Here is a 16896-nt window from a genome sequence, read left to right as displayed (position 1 = left end):
AGCTGAATCAGGCGCGGGCCATCATCAGTCGCGACGGTCGTTCGCTGTCCCGTGCCGTGCCGTCGAACATCAGGCTGGTGTCAGCGTCGGCGCCGTACAGGTCATTGAGGAACTGGCCGTTGAGCTCGCTGCCGTTGCCGTCGAAGTGAATGCGCCCGCCCTTCAGTGCCACGGCACGCGGGCAATAGCGCACGGCGTAATCCACCTGATGCAGGGTGACGACGACGGTCTTGCCGTCCCGGCGGTTGATGTCGGCGAGGATTTCCATGACCTTGCGCGCTGACTCGGGGTCGAGTGAGGCAATGGGCTCGTCGGCCAGAATGACCTCGGCCTGCTGGGTCAGCGCGCGAGCGATAGCCACCCGCTGCTGCTGGCCGCCGGACAGGGTCGAGGCCCGTTGCGGCGCCAGATCGGCGAGGCCAACACGGTCGAGGTTGGCCATGGCGCGGGCTTTTTCCTCGGCATTGAACAGCCCGAGACTGCCACGCCAGCGCGGCATGCGACCGAGGCAACCGAGCAGGACGTTGTCGAGCACGCTGAGGCGATTGACCAGATTGAATTGCTGAAAGATGTAGCCGATGTCGGCGCGCAGTCGGCGCACTTTGCCGTTGAGCCGGCCCGAAGCCTGCACTTCACGGCCCAGCACCTGAACACTGCCGCCGTTGCTGCGATCGCAGCAGGCCAGCCCGGCCAGATGGCGCAACAGGGTGGATTTGCCGGAACCGGAAGCGCCGATCAGCGCCACCATTTCCCCGTGTTGTATAGACAATGCAAGGTCAACCAAAGCGGTCTTGCGGGCGAATGTCTTGTTCAGGCGGTCGACGTGGATGGCTGCGGTCATGGGCTTCTCTGGTCTTGTGATTCCAGCGTCCTGCCGGGGGTGAATGATCAGCCGCACGACCCTCCATGGCCGCGTTCGGTGCGAGTGACATTAGGGGCAGCCTGTGGCAGTTCCATGAATCGACGATGACGGCGGCGTTTCACTTCGGAGACGGTTTGATGCGGGATTTTTCGGGGGTTTGTGGACATCAGGACGTCGAAGGGCGGTTTAGCAGCCGTGGGGGATAGACAAGTTGCGCGGATGTTGAAGGCCGAATGGGGAGGGTTCTGGCAGGGCTGAAATAAATAATTCGTGCCGTTGGTCCGTTGGCACAACCCGATGCAGTGAGGGGGACTGGCTTTAGCCGGGAAAGCGTCGGGTGGTGCGCCGCAGGATTGAGGGTGTACAGACGGGCCTCGTCCCGGCTGAAGCCGGTCCTACTATGCGTGCTTTGATCTGCTTTTGATCTTCGTACACAAAAGGCTCAGTCACCGCCAATCGCGACTTGGGTGCAGGCTGAACGCAGGCCTCGCGCAGTGGGCCGAGCGGCATGGATGCCGCGAGAGCCGCCCCCGCCATGGATGGCGGATGGCGGCGGGCCCACGGAGCGAGACCGGAGTGAAGGACCCCTGACGAAGGAAGGGCCCAACCAGGAGCAGGCACTTTTGCTTACTTTTGGTGCTTTTCAAAAGTAAGTCGCCGAAGGCGAAACGGTCTGCCCCCAGGCAGACGCTCTTGATCTAGATCCTGAACGTCCCCACCAAATGCTGCAGCCGCGCCGTCTGGTGCTCCAGATGAGCACAGGCATCAAGCGTCGATTTCAGGTTATCGACCCCTTCCTGATTCAGCGTATTGATCTCCGTAATGTCGACATTGATCGACTCCACCACCGCCGTCTGCTCCTCGGTCGCGGTCGCCACCGACTGGTTCATCCCGTCGATCTCACTGATCCGGCGGGTCACGCTGTTGAGGCGTTCGCCGGCCTGATTGGCGATGGTCACACTGTTCTCGCTCTGGCGCTGACTCTCGGTCATGTTGATCACCGCATCACGGGCGCCGACCTGCAACTCCTCGATCATGCCCTGCACCTGCTGCGCCGAATCCTGGGTGCGGTGCGCCAGATTCCTCACCTCGTCCGCCACCACCGCAAAGCCGCGCCCCGCTTCCCCGCCCGCGCCGCTTCAATGGCGGCGTTGAGCGCGAGCAAGTTGGTCTGCTGGGAAATGCCGGTGATCACTTCCAGAATCTGACCGATGTTGGCGGTCTTGTTGTTCAGCGTTTCGATATTGGCGCACGACTCGCTGATCTTCTCGGACAGCTGGTTCATCGCCTTGATGGTTTGGCTGACAACGCCCTGACCTTCACTGGCCAACTGCGTGGCTTCGCTGGAATGCTGCGACGCCAGCGCGGCGTTCTGGGCGATTTCCTGGGCGGCAGCGCCGAGCTGGTTGATCGCGGCGGCCACGCTGCAGGTACGGCTGGTCTGCTGATCGGAATTGCCCATCGACGAGTTTGAGGCCCCGACCACACGGGCCGCGACTTCACCCAGTTGCCCGGCGGTCGACGCCACTTCGCGGATCGAGCCGTGAATACGCTCCACAAAACGGTTGAACGACTGCGCCAACGCGCCGAATTCATCCTGGGACACAATCACCAGACGCTTGGTGAGGTCGCCTTCCCCGTCAGCCATGTCCTGCATCGCCCGGCCCATCTGGTGCAACGGCTGCATCAGCACGCGGATCAACAGCCCCAGCAGCAGCATGATGATCGCCACCGCAATGACCATGGCGAGAATCGCCGAAGAGCGGAATTCGCTGAGCATCGAATAGGCCGCGTCGCGGTCGAGGACCAGCGCCACGTACCAGTTCGCCGATGACAGGCCTTCCACCTTGGTGAACGAGATGATCTGCGCCTTGCCGCCGGACTCGATTTCCGCAACGCCCGGCGCGATGGTCGGCGCACCGTTCGGATAGGCCTCGCTGACGTTCTTGAGGATCAGCTTGCTGTCCGGGTGAATCAGAATCTTGCCGTCGGCGCTGACGATGTACGCATAACCATGGCCGCCGAAGTTCAGCGAGTTGATGGTCTTGCTGATCGCGTCCAGGGAAATGTCCGCGCCCGCGACGCCGATCATTTGCCCCTGCTGGCGCACCGGTGTGGCCAGCGTCACCACCAGCTTGCCCGACGACGCGGCGATGTAGGGCTCGGTCACGATAATGCCCTGCGCCGCATCCGCCGCCTTGTACCAGCCACGGGCCCGCGGGTCATAGTCGGCCGGGCGGTTGCCCGTCGGCACGGAAAACATCACGCCGTCCATGCTGCCGAAATAACTGAGCTGGAAGTTGTCCGGGTAAACCGGCAAACCGATCACGCGCTCCAGGCTGCTTGCCGATGGGCCGTCCACAGCGATCTGCTGAGCCATGGAGTTGAGCAACTGCGTGCGGCTGTCGAGCCAGGTTTGAATGTTCTGCGTGGTCAGACTGCCCAACTGTTGAAGTTCGGAGGCGACACTGTTTTTCAAGGTTTGGCGCTGGCGATAGTCGTTCACCAGAATGAAACACGAGAAAGCAACTACCACGATGAGTGCAGCAGCCAGCAGGATTTTTCTGCTGAAACCCAGACGTTTGATCATATGCGTGTGTCCATAACAGAGATGACAGCGACAAGAGTGCGATGCCGATAGGTCCGCTGCGCTTTGCACCGGTGCAGCAGGAAAGAGAAGGCACGGCCTGAAAGATGTTTCGGCTGCAACGGCACGGAATTTAGGGCTGGGTGGTGATGAAAGTTGAGCGCTGTTCTTCGGGAAGAGAAATAGTTGAACTTCAATGCAATTGCGGGACGTTAGTTCAAGTAGTGGATCCAATAAAGACCGTTGTTTATATACGGCTTAACTAACAAACGTCGAATATGGGCGCGATGAATTGCCGACGTGTTCGCGCAGCCATATGACGCGGAGCGTCAGGGGATGTATTCCCACGCAGAGCGTGGGAACGATCAAGCGTCCGGGTGTCAGCTCGAGACAACCCCATAGCCCACACCGGCCTCTTCCCGGCTAAAGCCGGTCCCACTAAAAGCAGCGCATTCAGCCAGTAAAATCCCGCACAGCCGTCAGTGGGACCGGCTTCAGCCGGGAAGCTTTTGATTTGCTTTTGATCTTGATCTTCATACGCAAGACGTCCGGACGACGCCAATCGCGACTTGGGTGCAGGCTGAACGCAGGTCTCGCGGAGTGGGCCGAGCCGCAGGGACGCGGCGAGAGCGCCGTCAGGACATGGATGTCCGTTCGGCGCGGGCCCACGGAGCGAGACCGGAGTGAAGGAACCCCGACGCAGGAGGGGCCCAACCAGGAGCAAGCACCTTTGGTTACTTGGGGATGGTGCGACTTTCGACTTTTCCAAGTAACTCGCCGAAGGCGAAACAGTCTGCCCCCAGGCAGATGCCCTTGATCTCCCTGCGCAGCACGCATCATCACGACTCCAGATGACACCGCACCCGCTCCCCCGCCACCGCCCCCTCGCCGGCAACAACGCCTGCGGCCTCTCGCAACCCGAGGTTGCCTTCGGACAACGATCCCGGAAAAAACACCCCGTCGGCAACGTCCGATTGCCCGGCAGCTCGGTCGGCGCCGACACCTGAGCGTCGTCCACCGCCACCCCCAGACGCGGCACCGCCTCCAGCAACAGCTGCGTATACGGATGGCGCGGTCGCTCCAACACCTCCGCCGCGGTACCCAACTCCACAATCTGCCCCAGGTACATCACTGCCACCCGGTCGGCCATGTGCCGCACCACCGACACATTGTGGGAAATCAAAATGTACGTCAGGTCCCGGCTGCGCTGCAGCTCCGCCAACAAGTTGAGGATCTGCGCCTGCACCGAAATATCCAGCGCTGACGTCGGCTCATCGAGCACGATGATGTCCGGGTTGGACGACAACGCCCGGGCGATCGCGATCCGCTGACGCTGCCCGCCGGAAAACTGATGGGGAAACCGATCAAGGTATTCCGTACGAATACCCACTTGGGCCGCCACCTTCTCCGCGATGCCACGCATTTCGTGACGCGGCGCCGAACGCTGCACGAACAACGGCTCGGTGATGATTTTCCACACCGGCAGCCTCGGATCGAGGGACGACTGCGGGTCCTGAAACACGATCTGCACGTTGCTGCTGCGTTCCTTGTCGCTGTTGTAGACCCAGTCAAGCCGGCCCGAGGTCGGCTTGATCAAGCCCATCAACAACTGCGCCAGGGTACTTTTGCCGCAGCCGGATTCACCGACCACGCCGAGGGTTTCGCCGGCGCGGACGTGCAGATCAATACCGTTCAAGGCATGGGCCAGGGCTTTCGGGCGACCGAGCCAGTCCTTGCCCATCGGGTAATGCACGCGCACGTCTTGCAGGCCGAGGATGGTCGGGTTTTGGCCGGGCAATGTCTGCAGGGCTGAACGGATCATGGCCGCGACTCCTGTGCGGTGATGTGTAACGGCGCGCTCAACCAGCAGGCGCTTTTGCGGTCTGCGGCGGCATCGATGATCTGCATCGGCGGGCGCTGCAGGCATTGGGCGGTGGCATAGGCGCAGCGATCAAGAAAGGTACAGCCTTCCGGCAGCGCGGAAAGATTGGGCACCTGACCCGGAATGGTCATCAGGTCCTGGCCCGGCTCGACCTGCTCCGGCAACCCGCTGAGCAAACCCTGGGTGTACGGGTGTCGCGGGTCGGCCATCACCTGCGCGGTGACGCCCTGCTCCACCACCGCACCGGTGTACATCACGTAAACCCGATCGCAGAACTGCGACACCAGCGCCATGTCATGGGTGATCAGCAAAATCGCCGTGCCCCGCGCACGGGCCTTTTCCCGCAGCAGCAACAGCACTTGCCGCTGTACGGTGACGTCCAGCGCGGTGGTCGGTTCGTCGGCGATCAGCAACTGCGGGTCGCAGGAGAACGCCAGAGCGATCATCACCCGCTGACGCATGCCGCCGGAAAGTTCGAAAGGGTAACTGTTCATCACCTGCTCGGGGTCGGCGATGTGCATGTCCCGCAGCAACGCGATGGCTTTGGCCCTGGCGTCGGCCTTGCTCAGGCGCTGGTGATGGATGATCACGTCGAGCATCTGCCGACCGATGCGGCGGGTCGGATTGAGCGCGGTCATGGGCTCCTGAAAGATCATGGCGGCGTCGCGGCCACGCACACTCAACAGGTCCTTCTCCTTGGCGGTGAGCATGTCGCGGCCGAGAATACTCAGGCTGCCACTCTTCACTTCGTAGGAGCGCTCCGGCAGCAGGCGCAGGCTGAGCATCGCGGTGACCGACTTGCCCGAACCGGACTCACCGATGACCCCGACGATCTCGCCGGGATTTACGTGCAGCGACACGCCATTGAGCGCCTTGACCGTGCTCTTGTAGGCCGGGAATTCGATGCGCAGGTCGTCGATGACCAGCACCGGGGCCTGCGCCGCAAGGGGTTGTTGAACAGATGCCTGCATGGTCATTTCCCCTGCTGCCGTGGGTCGAGCAAGTCCCGCACGCCGTCGCCCAAAGGTTGAAACCGGTGGCGGTGATCAGAATCGCCACGCCGGGAAAGGTCGAGTACCACCATTGATCGAGGATGTAGTTGCGCCCGGTCGCGACCATGGCGCCCCACTCTGCCGTTGGCTGTTGCGCGCCCAGTCCAATGAAGCCCAGGGCCGAGGCCATGAGGATGGCGCTGCCGATGTCCAGGCTCAGCTGCACCAGTAACGGCGGCATGGCATTGCGCGCCACGTGCCAGATGACCATGTGCCAGCGCCCGGCGCCGAAGGTTTCGGCCGCCTTGACGTAACCCATCTGGCGGATGCTCAGGGCCTGCCCACGGGCCAGGCGCACGTAAAACGGAATCCGCACCAGCGTGATCGCCAGCATGGCGTTGAACAGGCTCGGGCCCAGCGCCGCAGCCAGGGCCATGATCAGCACCAGCGACGGCACCGACAGCATGATGTCCATCAGGCGCATGATCAGCCCGTCGAAACGCCCGCCGATGATCCCGGACATGCAGCCCAACAAGCCGCCGGCAAAGCACGAGGCAAAGGCCACGAACAGACCGACGCCGACGGATTGCCGGCTGCCGTACAACACGCGGCTGAACAGGTCGCGGCCCACTTCGTCGGTGCCGAACCAATGGGCGGCCGACGGCGCGGCCAGGCGCTGAGTGAGGTTCAGCGCGTTGGGATCATGGGACGCAAGCCAAGGCGCAAAGGCCATCACCAACAGCACCATCACAGTGATCAGCAGCCCGGCCATGGTCAGCGGACTGCGGCGAATCTGATGAGCCAGATACGCCCATTTGTCCTGCCAGCGCGAGGCGGCCGGCAGTGGCGCCACAGCGGGCGCGGTGATTGGAGTCGTCATGTCAGTTGACCTCGCCAATGCGCGGATCGATCAGGCGGTACAGCAGATCGATCGCCATGTTCAGCAGCACGTAAATGAAGGAAACCATGATCGCGAAGCCCATGACCGCCGGGAAATCCAGCGACTGGATTGACTTGACCACATAGGCACCCATGCCGGGCCAGGCGAACACGGTTTCCGTGAGCACCGCGCCGTAGAGCAGATCGCCCAGGGTCAGGCCCAGTACCGTCACCGAGGGAATCAGCGCATTGGGCAAGGCGTGGCGCAGAATCACTGCCCATTTCGACAGGCCATAGGCGCGAGCGGTACGGATGTAATCTTCGCCAAGCTGGTCGAGCATCGCCGAGCGGATCTGCCGCGCGACGACGCCGAGGTTGACGAAGCCCAGGGTAATGGCCGGCAGAATCAAGTGCTGCACGGCGTTGAAGAACAGCCCGGTGTCGCCTGCCAGCAGCGAGTCGATCAGGTAAAAACCGGTGACGGTGCGGGGCGGGTCCAGGCCTTCATCCAGGCGCCCGCTGCCGGGCAGCCAGTTCAGGTGGCCGTAAAACAGCAGGATCAGGCCCAGCCCGAGCCAGAACGCCGGGGTCGAAATCCCGGTCACCGCGAGGGTTCGCGCGACCTGGTCGATGAAGCGGTTGTGGTACACCGCCGAGAGCACGCCCAACGGCACACCCACCAGAATCGACAACGTCAGCGCCGCCAGCGCCAGCTCCAGCGTTGCCGGGAAGAACGCCTGCAAGTCTTCGAGCACCGGACGATGGGTGCGAATCGACGTACCGAGGTCGCCGTGCAGCAGGTCGAGCATGTAGCGGCCGTATTGTTGATACAGCGGCAGATCCAGCCCCAACTGGTGGCGGATGTTGTCGACGATGGCGTCGGTGGCGCGGTCCCCGGCGATCAGTCGCGCGGGGTCGCCCGGAATCAGGTGCGAGATGGAAAAGGTAATCAGGGAAACGCCGAACACCACCAGCAGCAGGCCGCCCAGGCGTTTGCGCAGCATATTCAGGAAGGCCATGGGGCACCTCGGTCACGCAGTCGGTCAATAACGCGAAACAGCTCGCGGACACAGCGCTGCTCCACAGGACCCCGCCTCCCTTGCGGAGCCCTGTAAATCACAGCGATTAACGGGATAAAAGGGTTACTTGGTGATCGTGCCGACGTTGAACACCTGTTCCAGCATCGGGTTGAACACGTAGCCCTTGACCTTCTCGCTCATCGGCAAGGTGTAGGCCTTCTGGTAGAGGTAGGCGTAGACGCTGTCGTTGAGCACGATCTTCTGCGCCTGCTGGTACAGCTCGGTGCGCTTGGCCATGTCGTTGGTGGTCGCTGATTCGCGAATCAGTTTGTCCACCGCCGGGTTGTCGTAGAACGAACGGTTACCGGCCAGGCCTTTCAGCTTCGAGTCGAAGAAGAAGTTCATGAACATGTAGGGGTCGGCGAAGTCCGGGCTCCACGAGCCAATGGCGATGTCGAAGTCACCGCTGCCCAGGCGCTCACGCATGCTGGCGTTGGCGAGTTTCTCCAGCTTGAGGTTCACGCCCAGCGGTTGCAGACCGGCTTGCAGGGTCAGACCAATCGGCTCCCAGTTCGGGTCTTTGTCCGAGTACATGAACGTCAGGTTGCTGACCTTCGGCGACACTTTCGCCAGATCGGCTTTGGCTTTGTCCATGTCCTGCTTGAACGCCGGCAGCTTCTCGTCATAGGCCCACATGCCCTGGGGGATCGGGCCATTGAGCGGCTTGGCCTTGCCTTTCAGGATGCCGTTGATGATGCCGTCGTAATCCAGGGATTCGACGATGGCCCGCCGCGCATCCGGGTTGTTCATCGGCGCTTTCTGGGTGTTGAGGTACAGCAGCGTCACTCGCAGCGACGGGTAATCGCCGACAACGATGCCGGATTTTTTCGCCAGCGCTTCGAGCTGGTCTTCGGGCATGTCTTCGATGATGTCCAGATCACCGTGTTCCAGCTGCAGACGGCGCACGGAGGCCTCGCCGATGATCTTCACCACGACCTTTTTCAGGGTCGGCCTGGGGCCGGCGTAGTAGCTGTTCTGCTCCATGGTCAGGGCCTGGCCTTTCTGCCAGTTGACCAGCTTGAACGCCCCGGAACCTGCGGTGTGAGTGGACAGATACGCGTCAGCGCCTTCCGCCTTCTTCGCCACATCCGGATTGATGATCGCCGCACCGTTGTGGGCCAGGGTCGAGAGGAAAGGCGCGTACGGCGCTTTGAGGGTGAAGCGCACGGTCAGCGGGTCGACCACCGAGACGGCCATGTCTTCGGGGAACGCACCGGACGGACCCTGCTTGAGCTTCATCACCCGATCAAAGGAGAACTTCACCGCCTCGGCATTGACCTCGGCGCCATCATCGAACTTGTTGCCGGGCTTGAGCTTGAATTCCCAGGTCAGGTTGTCTGCCGAGGTGGTCCAGCTGCTGGCCAGCTCCCCCGCGACTTCGGTGCTGCCCTTGCCGTTTTCGACCTTGTAGGTGACCAGCCGCTGGTACGCCGGGTAGGTCACGGTCCAGTCGTTGTTGTCGATGGTCACGGCCGGGTCGAGGGTCTGCGGGTCGGACGGTTTGCCGATCATCAGGGTGTCCTGGGCCACGGCTGCGCTGGCCGATTGCCAGGCGCCGAGGCCCATCGCAGTGCAGAGGACTGCCATCGCCAGCGTGCGGGGGTAACGATTGATTTCATGCCGGTTCCTTGATCGTTCGATGTGTGAAAGTTCGTCAGGTTTGTTATTGAAGCTATACCGGGCAGTTCAAGCTCACAGGCGTCAGGCCTGCGAAATGGCGCACCCTGCCCTTGCGAGATCGGGTGGCGCCAGATTCAGCCGGGATTCGTGGTTGTCCCGGTCGGTTGTTCGTGTGTCCTGTCTTGTCTTGCGTCTTGCGTCTTGCGTCTTGCGTCTTGCGTCTCGCGTGTTCAGGTGGCGGGCTGGATTGAGCCGTCGTCGATCAGCGGGTAGTTGTCGGCGTCCGGCAGTTCGTAATGCCACCACTCGCTGTCGATGTAGGTGAAGCCTGCCGCCAGCATGATCCCCAGCAACAGCAAGCGATTGCGCTGTATGTCGGCGGGCAGGTCAGCGAAGAACTGATGGGACTGCTCGCGCATGTCATCGAAACCGGTGCCCATGTCCAGCGCCTGGCCGCTGGCGTCGATCAGGGTCAGGTCCACCGCCACGCCCCGGGTGTGATGGGAACCCAGGCCGGGATCGCGCACGTATTCGGGGTTGGGCAGCGCTTGCCAGAGCAGGTACTGCGCGTAAGCCGGACGATAGGCGTCGAATATTTTCAGCCTGAATCCTGCCTGGCGCGCCAGACGACTGGCTTTGCGCAGACAACGCTCGGCGTCGCGGTGCAGCAGGCAGCGCGGATCCTGGTAAATCTGCTTGCCGGCGAGGTTGTCGACGCCGGCGTAGATCAAGTCGACCTCGACCTGCAGCGCGTGGGCGTCGACTTCGACGAGGGGGCTATTCACGTAACGACACTCCAGATCAGCGTGTTCATTCATCATGTGTTGGGGATGAAGCTTCCCGGCTGAAGCCGGTCCTACTAATGGCGCAAGTCATTCAGCAGGCCCCGCTTACTCCCGTAGGACCGGCTTTAGCCGGGAAGCTGTTGCCCTTGTGAAACCGGCTTCAACCGGGCAATCCGGTTTATTCAAACTGGCCAAACAGTTGTTGCAGCTCGCGGTTCTTCGCCAGCCTCTGGTCGAGGCGGTCGCCATAACGGTCGGCCACCGCCGACACCATCAAATTGAACAGGCAGGTCAGCGGCGCCAGGGAATCCCAGAACTGCCCCACGTCGGAATTGAGCTGCAGCAGATCGCTCGGGTAATCCCGCGCCCATGGGCAGTGAAAGTCGGTGATAAATGCCAGCCCTACGTTTTGCTGATGGGCGACTTCGCAGAAGGTCCGCGTGACGGCGGAATAGGTGCGGAAGTCGGCGACCACGGCGTAGGGATTTTCAAATTGGGAATTCAGCGATTCGGCGTAGGTGCCGGACAAGCCGTCGACGTAGTACACCTTGGGCCGGATGTACTCCAGATGACTGAAAAACGCGTTGAGGATGCCGCGAGTGGTCTGGATGCCGACGATGAACACCGCATCGGCGCTGTGCAGCCGCTCAACGATATGGGCGAAGGTTTCGCTACGGGCCAGCGCGTAGACCCGCTGGATGGCTTCCAGCTCGCGGTTCATCGAACGTTCCAGTGCATCGCCCTGGGTGTTTTCTTCGCGAAAAGCGCCGAGCCGATCAGTGATCACCCACGGACTGGCGCTGTCACCGCGCAGGCTCTGTTTGACGTCGTCGATGTTGCGATAGCCAAGGGAGCGCAGAAACCGCCCCACCGAAATGCCGGTGGTACCGGTCTGCTGGGCGATGCTGTCAGCGGTCTCGAACGGCAGCTTCTGCGGATTGGCCAGCAGGTACCCGGCGATGCGCTTGCCGGTCGGGGTCAGGTCGCTGAACCGCTGTTCCAGTGCATCAAGGAAGGGACGCTTTTCCATGGAGATTCCGCTGGTGGAGCCGGGTTGCGTGGACCGAAATAATGTTATCCGACGGTCATTTTGCAACAGGATGTTAGCAACATAACATCGTGCTTCGCGGCCTTACAACGCTTTTTTCAAGAGATTTCAGGCGGGGGATATTGGTGATTCAGGGTGGTGCGGACGTGGACAAAAACGCGACTTTTTTGGGCAAAATTTATTGATAGAGGGACGCTAGTGGGGAGGGAGCCGGTGCGTGGCAGAAGAGGCATCGATGCGCGCGATATTCAAACATGACGCCCGGTGCGCTACGACGGAAGCCGCGAATGGCGAATATTTCGCTGATTCGCGGCAAAGCTCCGTGAGCAACTCCTCGTTCTACGCTCCTCACGTGGCAGCGGTTGCCCTGTCGGACCCGCGTGAACATCGAGGGCGTTGCAAATGAGTCGCTGCACTCATGATCCGAGAATCCGGGCAAATGACTCATTCGGCGCATCAGATTCGAGAATTGCGGCCAGCAGATCAGTGCGCTTTTGAATGGCGTACAGCCTCAACGTCTTGATATCCGAATACTCGACAGAGCCGTTTGAACCGAAATCAGTGTCCATAGAGCCATCTAGCGCCACCCTGTACAGACGTGGCCGTAGCTCGCCACCATTACCGGATTTGGCAACGTACGAACGCCCCTGACTGTCAACTTGCAGGGTCGCCCACCGTGCGCCAGCCATGGAATCCACTACGCATGCAGTCCCATTATTGAACGTGCTGTCGGCGGTGCCATCTTCGGCCAGTCTCATCAGTGCCAACTGGGTGTCACCTTGCTCAGGAAAGGTGACGAGCACCGTACTTTTACCGTCAGCCGAGACATCAAGTTGCAGTACCTTATGCTGCACGCCTTGGTCATTGATCATGACTCTTCCACCGGAGCCAAAGGTCGGGTCAAGTGTGCCATCGGGCGTGAACCTGACCGCCATACCGTGAAGTTGACCGCCAGACATAGTCTCGCCGATGGCAGTGAGTCGTCCCTTGTCATCAACTCCGTAGTCACTCCAGTTGGTCCCGACAGTGGCCGGCTCCACCTCAAGGAAGCCGTTGTCGTGAAACCCGGTATCGGGTGATCCGTCCGGTGTTATTTTCACAAGATAGCTCGCCGATAGCGAAGCGGGTCGATTGCGTTCGCTTGGAATTCTCGACAGGAACAGGGTACCGCCTCCCGTTTTCTGACTGCGTCGAAAGGAAGCGAAGCGCGGGTTTATTTCATTGGAGGGGTCAGTAAATTCAAAGAACTCGCGATTCCCGAAAATAGCGGTGCCATTACCGGTACTTCCAAAGGTTGTGTCCAATTCCCCGGTTGAAGTGAGTCGCAGTGCCGCAGACGAACAATAGTAACCGTCGTAGGCGTTAGCCATGGCGTCGCCCACACAGGTTATTGACCCGTCAGCGTCAAAGATCATGGCATCAATGACGATGAATGCGTACTCGCCGGCTTGAACCAGCAATGACGGTATGTTCAGCCTGCCGCCATTGAACGAGGTATCGAGCGAACCGTTGGCGTCGTAGCGGGATATCCAGCTTTCACGCTCGTTGGTCAAACTCCCATGACCCACCACGTAGAATCGTTGATTGGCCTCCAGATTAGGTTCGGGAAATACTGCCAACGGGACTGAGCCAGTAAAACCGAAGTCTGGATCCAGTGCTCCGGCGGCCCGAGGCGCCAGGGGATTGCTTTTATCTTGATAATTCACAATGATCTTTCCTTGATAAGTTTGAACTCAGGACTCAAACGCAACGCTGTCTAAAAAGAGCTAGACGCACATCCCTCTACCCTGCATCGCCGAAGAACCTTACGAGCAACTGCTCGGATGGAAAATTGGAATCAGCGTCATGCGCAATCGCGAGTATGTCCGTGCCGTTTTGAATCGCCAGCCTGAGAAATGCCCACAGCTCGTCATAGGTTCTGGATCCGGTATTACCAAATTCGGTGTCCAGGGCTCCGTTAGGCATAATCCGCGTCAGGCGAGCATGCTTCTTAGTTATGGCATCTTCCCCGGCCACGATGATTCGTCCGTCCGTGCCCACTTCCATGGAAACGAACACATTTGAAGCGCCGCCCATCTCATTCAATAAAAGCGCTTTGCCGCCATTGAAAAGCTCGTCTGGATTCCCACTCCTGTCCAGTTTTGCCACCGCAAACTTGACGGCACCTGGTGGGTCCTGCACCGAAACCAACATCGTGACTTCGCCGGCCTTTGATACCGTGACTCTCTTAACGGAATTACCTGCCGTTCTGAGCTTGATTATTTGCTCACCGTCAACGCCAAAACCTGAATCGAGTAGACCATCCGAGGTGTATCTCGCCACCACGCCCTCTGTAACGCCCACTCCCTGCCTACTGCCGGCTAGCGTGATACTTCCGTCGCCATCAATGCCGTAGTCCAGCCATAGCACCCTACGATCCGGACCCCCGAAGGTATCGTCACGACCCCGTTTATACCGAATGAATCTACGGGTTCCCCATTCTCGGCAATTTTTACAAGATGGTAGGATTGAACACGGGTGTTGCCGTTAAAGAGTTTGCAGAAAAAGAGTATGTCCCCGCTCTCCTGTACGGTTCGTCGGACGGATTCGAAGCCGTGGGAAAGCGCTTGAATATGCGATTTTTCGGATCCGGTGACATGGGTAACGTCCACTGCAGCGCTAATCCCTTCTTTAGAAAGGTCGACATTGTAAATCCGCCGCCCCTTATTGCCGAAACTCTCGTCCATTGCGCCTGAAGTCGTAATACGGATGGCAGCAGGGTAAAAGTAGCGGCCGGATTCGGTCGTGACGTCGGTAATACCCACGCACGTAATTTTGCCGTTGTTATTGAAAATCAGCCCCTGAATATCAATCAAGGCTCTCAGGTCATCATCGACATAGGGGATGGCCAAACTTCCAAAACCAGGATCAATAGCGCCATCCGGCAGCCGACCCACTATCGTACTTGGGACATTGGCGCTCTCGCCGTAAGTAATGACATAAAACCGTTGATCAATATTCACGGTTGGATCCGTGACAAACCTCCCCTGAACATATCGAACATAGCCGCTCCCCCCAAATTGAAGATCTCGATCCCCTGCGACATGCTCGGCGTTGGCTGTGTCCTTCCGTTTTTTATCATCCATGATCATCGTCCTTTGAATGTGTTTGTGGTCTTCAGAGCCTAGGTTCTGAGTCGCGTAGATTCAAACCGGGCGGGATCAGTCCGTAACGCGTAGCAAAGTAGAAATCTTTTTAAATACAGCAGGCTGGGCATCTCATAGTACGTTTCGCAATTAAATCTATTTCCAAACAATCTAGATTTTGAAAACGAAAGAGATGCGATTTAAAAATCTACAGACGTATTTCTCGACTTTCGCTGCGCGAAGAAAATTCGGAATGACCCTTCAGGCGTTGTGCATTGCACACAACGCCCGTGGAACCAGGAGCCCGTCAGCGCAAATTGGTCTTCGCCAGTTCCAGCACCATGTCAGCTTTACCGTTCATTACAGCCTTGAGCATGAACAGGCTGAAGCCTTTCGCCTGAGCGAGTTTGATTTTCGGGGGCATACCCAGCTCCTGTTTCGCGGTTACCACATCCACCACCACCGGTCCCGGATGCTCGAAGGCTTTCTTCAGGGCATTCGGCAGGTCTGCCGAGTCCTCCACGCGAATCCCCAGAATGCCCGCGCCGATGGCGATGTTGGCAAAATTGGTGCTGTCGAAATCGGTGTCATGGGGCACATATCCGCCCGCCTGCATTTCCATCGCCACAAAACCCAGCGAGCTGTTGTTGAACACCACCAGCTTGATAGGGAGATTGAGCTGGCGGATCGATAGCAAGTCGCCCATCAGCATCGACAAACCGCCGTCACCGCACAGCGCCACCACTTGCCGTTGCGGGAAGGCCGCTTTCGCGCCCAGGGCCTGGGGCATGGCGTTGGCCATGGAGCCGTGGTTGAACGAGCCCAGCAGCGAGCGCTTGCCGTTCATGGTCAGGTAGCGCGCGGCCCACAACGTCGGCGTGCCGACATCGACGGTGAAGATTGCGTCCGGATCGGCGTAGGCGTCCACCAGTCGCGTCAGGTATTGCGGGTGAATCGCCTCGCCATGGCCCGACGGCGTGGCCAGTTCGTCGAGTTCTTCGCGGGACTTGGCGTAGTGATCCAGCGCTTTGTCGAGGAATTTACGGTCGGTGTGCGCCTTGAGGCGCGGCAGTACGGCATCAAGGGTTTCAGCGATGCCGCCGGCCAGACCGAGGGCCACCGGTACGCGACGGCCGATGGCGGTCGGGTCGATATCGATCTGAATGACCTTGGCTTTTTCCGGGTAGAAATTGCGGTACGGGAAGCTGCTGCCGAGGATCACCAAGGTGTCGCAGGCCATCATCGCGTGGTAGCCGGAGCTGAAGCCGATCAGCCCGGTCATGCCCACGTCGAACGGGTTGGCGTATTCGATGTACTGCTTGCCGCGCAGGGCGTGAACCACCGGCGCGGAGAGTTTTTCGGCCAGGGCGACCACTTGATCGTGGGCCTCGGCACAGCCCGCGCCCGCGAGGATGGTCACGGCCTTGGATTTGTCCAGCAGGTCCACCAGACGTTGCAGGTCGGCTTCTGCCGGGATGACCCGCGCTGGGGCGTGATCGACCCATTCTGGCTTAATGTCCGGCGCTGCGCTCAGGGCAACGTCACCGGATACCACGATCACCGCCACGCCGCGCTGGCTGATGGCCGCGCGCATCGCCCGCTCCAGTACCCGCGGAAACTGCTCGGGGGTGCTGACGGTTTCGACGAAGTGGCTGCACTCCTTGAACAAATCGGTGGGGTGGGTTTCCTGGAAGTAGTTCAGGCCGATCTCGGAAGATGGAATCTGCGCGGCGATGGCTAAAACCGGCACACCACTGCGGTGGCAGTCATACAGGCCGTTGATCAAATGCAGGTTACCCGGACCGCAACTGCCTGCGCACACCGCCAGCTTGCCGGTGGACGCTGCTTCCGCACCGGCCGCGAACGCCGCGACTTCTTCGTGACGGGTGTGCATCCACTTGATCTTGCCCAGGCGCTGGAGGCTGTCGGTCAGGCCGTTCAGGCTGTCGCCGCTGACGCCCCAGATCTTCGAGACGCCGGCTGCGGCGAGGGTTTGGGCGAGGTAGTCGGCGATGGTTCTGCTGGACATGGGGCAAA

The 16896-nt window shown here is 60.2% G+C and carries 10 protein-coding genes and 3 pseudogenes; all 13 read right to left on the bottom strand.

Annotated features, from left to right (window positions below):
* Positions 1–7: 7 nt before the first annotated feature.
* Positions 8–841 carry a phosphonate ABC transporter ATP-binding protein gene (gene phnC, locus JN403_RS15925; protein WP_122535790.1) on the bottom strand — a complete coding sequence of 278 codons (834 nt, stop codon included), beginning with the start codon at positions 839–841 and terminating at the stop codon, positions 8–10.
* A gap of 719 nt (positions 842–1560) precedes the next feature.
* Positions 1561–3452 (bottom strand): annotated as a pseudogene (locus JN403_RS15920) (methyl-accepting chemotaxis protein).
* A gap of 836 nt (positions 3453–4288) precedes the next feature.
* Positions 4289–5271 (bottom strand): annotated as a pseudogene (locus tag JN403_RS15915) (oligopeptide/dipeptide ABC transporter ATP-binding protein).
* On the bottom strand, positions 5268–6302 hold the full coding sequence (locus tag JN403_RS15910; protein ID WP_205483136.1) for an ABC transporter ATP-binding protein: 1035 nt from the start codon (positions 6300–6302) through the stop codon (positions 5268–5270). The pseudogene JN403_RS15915 and the gene JN403_RS15910 overlap by 4 nt, the downstream one beginning before the upstream one ends.
* A gap of 2 nt (positions 6303–6304) precedes the next feature.
* Positions 6305–7203 (bottom strand): annotated as a pseudogene (gene ddpC, locus JN403_RS15905) (D,D-dipeptide ABC transporter permease).
* Between the two features lies 1 nt (position 7204).
* On the bottom strand, positions 7205–8221 hold the full coding sequence (locus JN403_RS15900) for an ABC transporter permease (RefSeq protein WP_205483134.1): 1017 nt from the start codon (positions 8219–8221) through the stop codon (positions 7205–7207).
* Between the two features lie 123 nt (positions 8222–8344).
* Positions 8345–9868 (bottom strand): ABC transporter substrate-binding protein, encoded by a 1524-nt coding sequence (locus tag JN403_RS15895; RefSeq protein ID WP_205483133.1) that lies wholly within the window; start codon positions 9866–9868, stop codon positions 8345–8347.
* A gap of 263 nt (positions 9869–10131) precedes the next feature.
* A complete protein-coding gene (gene ddpX / locus JN403_RS15890; RefSeq protein WP_240356604.1) occupies positions 10132–10686 on the bottom strand; it encodes a D-alanyl-D-alanine dipeptidase in 555 nt (184 codons plus the stop codon).
* A gap of 178 nt (positions 10687–10864) precedes the next feature.
* The gene (locus JN403_RS15885; RefSeq protein ID WP_205483132.1) at positions 10865–11716 is read right to left on the bottom strand and encodes a MurR/RpiR family transcriptional regulator; all 852 of its coding nucleotides are present in this window, start codon (positions 11714–11716) and stop codon (positions 10865–10867) included.
* A 434-nt stretch (positions 11717–12150) separates the two neighbouring features.
* Complete coding sequence (locus JN403_RS15880) at positions 12151–13440, bottom strand: hypothetical protein (protein WP_205483131.1); 1290 nt, start codon at positions 13438–13440, stop codon at positions 12151–12153.
* Between the two features lie 76 nt (positions 13441–13516).
* The gene (locus tag JN403_RS15875) at positions 13517–14077 is read right to left on the bottom strand and encodes a hypothetical protein (protein WP_240356603.1); all 561 of its coding nucleotides are present in this window, start codon (positions 14075–14077) and stop codon (positions 13517–13519) included.
* A 17-nt stretch (positions 14078–14094) separates the two neighbouring features.
* On the bottom strand, positions 14095–14859 hold the full coding sequence (locus tag JN403_RS15870) for a hypothetical protein (RefSeq protein ID WP_205483128.1): 765 nt from the start codon (positions 14857–14859) through the stop codon (positions 14095–14097).
* Between the two features lie 307 nt (positions 14860–15166).
* Positions 15167–16888 (bottom strand): ubiquinone-dependent pyruvate dehydrogenase, encoded by a 1722-nt coding sequence (gene poxB, locus JN403_RS15865; protein ID WP_205483127.1) that lies wholly within the window; start codon positions 16886–16888, stop codon positions 15167–15169.
* Positions 16889–16896: the final 8 nt, after the last annotated feature.

Source organism: Pseudomonas sp. 15A4 (assembly GCF_016925575.1).
GTDB lineage: Bacteria > Pseudomonadota > Gammaproteobacteria > Pseudomonadales > Pseudomonadaceae > Aquipseudomonas.
This window is presented reverse-complemented; position numbering and strand designations above follow the sequence as displayed.